This is a genomic window from Nocardia sp. NPDC051052 (assembly GCF_044456045.1).
Taxonomy (GTDB): domain Bacteria; phylum Actinomycetota; class Actinomycetes; order Mycobacteriales; family Mycobacteriaceae; genus Nocardia.
The window spans coordinates 1-3,273 of the sequence record NZ_JBITFL010000042.1 but is presented as its reverse complement, the minus strand read 5'-3'; the positions used below and the strand labels follow the sequence as shown (position 1 = coordinate 3,273).

1 protein-coding gene is annotated in these 3,273 nt (G+C 64.5%); it reads left to right on the top strand.

The window, feature by feature from the left end:
* Window positions 1-146: 146 nt before the first annotated feature.
* Window positions 147-3,273, top strand: a 3,127-nt coding sequence (locus ACIBCN_RS44450) for an SDR family NAD(P)-dependent oxidoreductase (RefSeq protein ID WP_396998915.1), incomplete at its 3' end; no start/stop codon positions are given.

Below are 3,273 nucleotides of genomic sequence, written 5' to 3'. Positions count from 1 at the left end.
GGTTGGCTGGTTCGGGGGTGGTTTCGCCGGGGTATTGGGTGTCGCATGTGCGGGGGTGTGTGCGTTTCGCGGATGGTATCGAGGTATTGCGTGGGATGGGGGTGTCGCGGTTTGTGGTTGCTGGTCCTGATGGTGGGTTGAGTGGGTTGATCACCGACATCCTCGACTACACCGACTCGGCTGGCGGCGTCGGCATTGACGGCGGTCCCGATTCGACCCGTGGCGTTGATGCCAACGGCAGCGTCGGCGCTCACGGCAGGGTTCACGCAACTGACACCAACGGCCGTATCGGTACTAATGGCAGTGCTGGCACCGACGGCAGCGGCAACGTGCACGCTGACCATGTTGGTGTTGGGGGTGTCGTGTCGGTGGCGGTGCTGGGTCGGAATCGGCCCGAGCCGGAGAGTCTGCTGGCCGCGGTGGCCGCAGTGGATGTTGCGGGCGCGGGTGTGGGCTGGTCGGCGTTGTGGAACGAGCGTGCGCGGCGGCGGATTACGTTGCCGTCGTATGCGTTTGAGCGGCGCCGGTATTGGCTCGATTCCAGCAAGGCTGGGGATCCGGTGGCGTGGGGGTTGGCTGGCTCGGACCATCCGCTGGTTGGTGCGGTGGTGCATTCACCGGATTCGGGTGGGGTGACTGTGACGGGGCGGCTGTCGATGGCCGGGTTGGGCTGGCTGGCCGAGTACGTGGTGTCAGGTGTCGTTGTGGTGCCGGTTGGGGCGCTGTTGGAGTTGGTGGGTGTTGCCGGCGATGAGGTTGGTTGTGATCGGTTGACGGAGTTGACGGTTGGGTTGCCGCTGGTGCTTCCGTCGGGTGGTGGTGTGGCGGTGCGGGTTGTGGTAGGGGCACCGGACGGGGTGGGCGGTTGTGCGGTAGCGGTGTATTCGCGACCGGATGTCGGTGGTGGGCGCGATGGGGCGTGGAGCCTGCACGCTGAGGGCATGCTCGCCGGAAACAGCACGAGCGGTATCGAGGTGTCGGCGGGTGTGCTGGCCGGCGGATTGGGGGATATGACCGAGGGGCTGTGGCCGCCTGCGAGTGCGGCGGTTGCGGATGTGGACTGGATGGATGACGACCTGTCCGAAGACAGCAATGGCTCCGGGTCGTTGGTGCGGGGGGTGTGGCGGCGGGGCGCGGAACTGTTTGTCGAGGCCGCGCTGCCCGAACCGAGTAGTGACCTGTCCCGATATGGGTTGCATCCAGTTTTGTTGGATGCCGTGCTGCAGGTGGCGGGTGCGGGTGCGGATGCGGATGGCAGTGCCGGACCGGGGTCGATGTTGGTGTCGTGCCGGGACTACGTGTTGCACGCGGCGGGCGCGAGTGTGATCAGGGCACGCGTCGCACCCGTGGCCGATGCTGGTTCGGGTGTGGTTTCGGTTGCGGTGGTGGATGAGTCGGGACATCCGATCCTGACCATCAGGGAGCTGACCACTAGGCCGATGCGATCAATCGAAACCACGATGTCCGGCGAGCAACTGCTCAGTCTTCGATGGATCCCGAGTGATACGTCGAATCCTGCGCAACCTGTTCCGGAGGTCATCTCGTCTACCTCGGTCGAGGCCTTCTTCAGCCGGGTCGGCGAGTGGGCCGTGGACTCCCCGAATGTGTCGCCGGTAATGGTGTTCGATCTTCGCGAAAGCGGTGCGCCGGACCACGATGTCGTGGCGAGAACACATGCGATCATCCATGCGACGCTGGCGGTGCTGCAGGCGTGGCTGCGTGAGTTGGGGCTCCCGGGGAGCACTTTGGTGGTGTTGACTGCCGGCGCGATTTCGGTTGCGGGGGAGAAGGTTACCGATCCGGCCGCAGCGTCGGTATGGGGTTTGGTGCGCTCGGCGCAGTCGGAGGATCCGGGTCGGGTCGTGCTCGTCGATACCGATGCCGCGGGTGTCGGTGGTGGTTTGGCCGTCATTGTTGCGCAGGTCCTCGCCAGCGGAGAGCCGCAGGTGGTGGTGCGGGGCGGACAACTGCATGTTGCGCGACTGACACGGTTGGTTGATACAGGAAGCACTGTTGGTAGTTCCGGGGTGCCGGTGTTGTCGGGGTCGGTGGTGGTGACCGGTGGTACTGGTGGTTTGGGTGCGATTGTTGCGCGGCATCTTGTTGTGGCTCATGGTGTTACGTCGTTGGTGTTGGGGAGTCGTCGGGGTCTGGACGCTGCGGGTGTGGCGGATCTGGTGGAAGAACTGACGGGGTTGGGTGCCATGGTGCGGGTGGTGGCGTGTGATGTGTCTACCCGTGTAGGGGTCGATACCCTGTTGGGTGCGGTTCCGGTGGAGTTGCCGTTGGTGGGTGTGGTCCATGCCGCGGGTGTGCTCGATGATGGTGTGATTGCGGCGTTGACGCCGCGGCGGTTGGATGCGGTGTTGGCGGCGAAGGCGGATGCGGCGTGGTATTTGCATGAGGCCACTCGTGATGCTGGTTTGGCGTTGTTTGTGTTGTATTCCTCGGTTGCTGGTGTGTTGGGTGGTGCGGGGCAAGGTAATTACGCTGCGGCGAATAGTTTCTTGGATGCGCTGGCTGAGTTTCGTCGTGGGCAGGGGCTTGTGGCGGTGTCGATTGCGTGGGGTTTGTGGGATTCGGGCTCGGGGATGGGCGCGCGGCTTCGAGCCGAAGACGCGTCCAGGTATGCGCGCGACGGCATTGTCGGTATGCCTGTCGAGCAGGGTCTGGCCTGGTTCGATGCTGCCCTTGTCGCGGATCGGGCGACGGCAACTGCGGCATGCCTCGATCTCGCGGCACTGCGCGGTGCGGACTCCATTCCGGCGATGCTGCAAGGCATGGTCCGGCGAGCCCGGCGAACTGTCGCTCTTGGCGGGATCGGCGCCGATGGGATGTCCCTGTTGCAGCAGCGGATTGCGGGGCTGTCCGAGACCGAGGCATGCCGGCTGGTGCTGGACACAGTGCGTGCTGAGGTCGCGTTGGTTCTGGCTCACGACAGTGTTGACGCCGTGGCCGCAGACCGCAATTTCGGGGAACTGGGCTTTGATTCGCTGACGGCGGTAGAGATCCGTAACCGGCTCAATGCAGCGACGGGGTTGCGGTTGGCGACGACGTTGATCTTCGACTATCCGACCCCGGAGCTTGTGGCACGGAGAGTATTGGATGACTTGCGCGGGAACGAAATGGCCCCGATTAGCTCGACGGTGATGCCGGTATCGGTGTCGGAGCTGGTGGCGATTGTGGGTATGGGTTGTCGGTTCCCTGGTGGGGTGTCGTCGCCGGATGCGTTGTGGCGGTTGTTGATCGAGGAGCGGGATGCGGTGTCGGGGT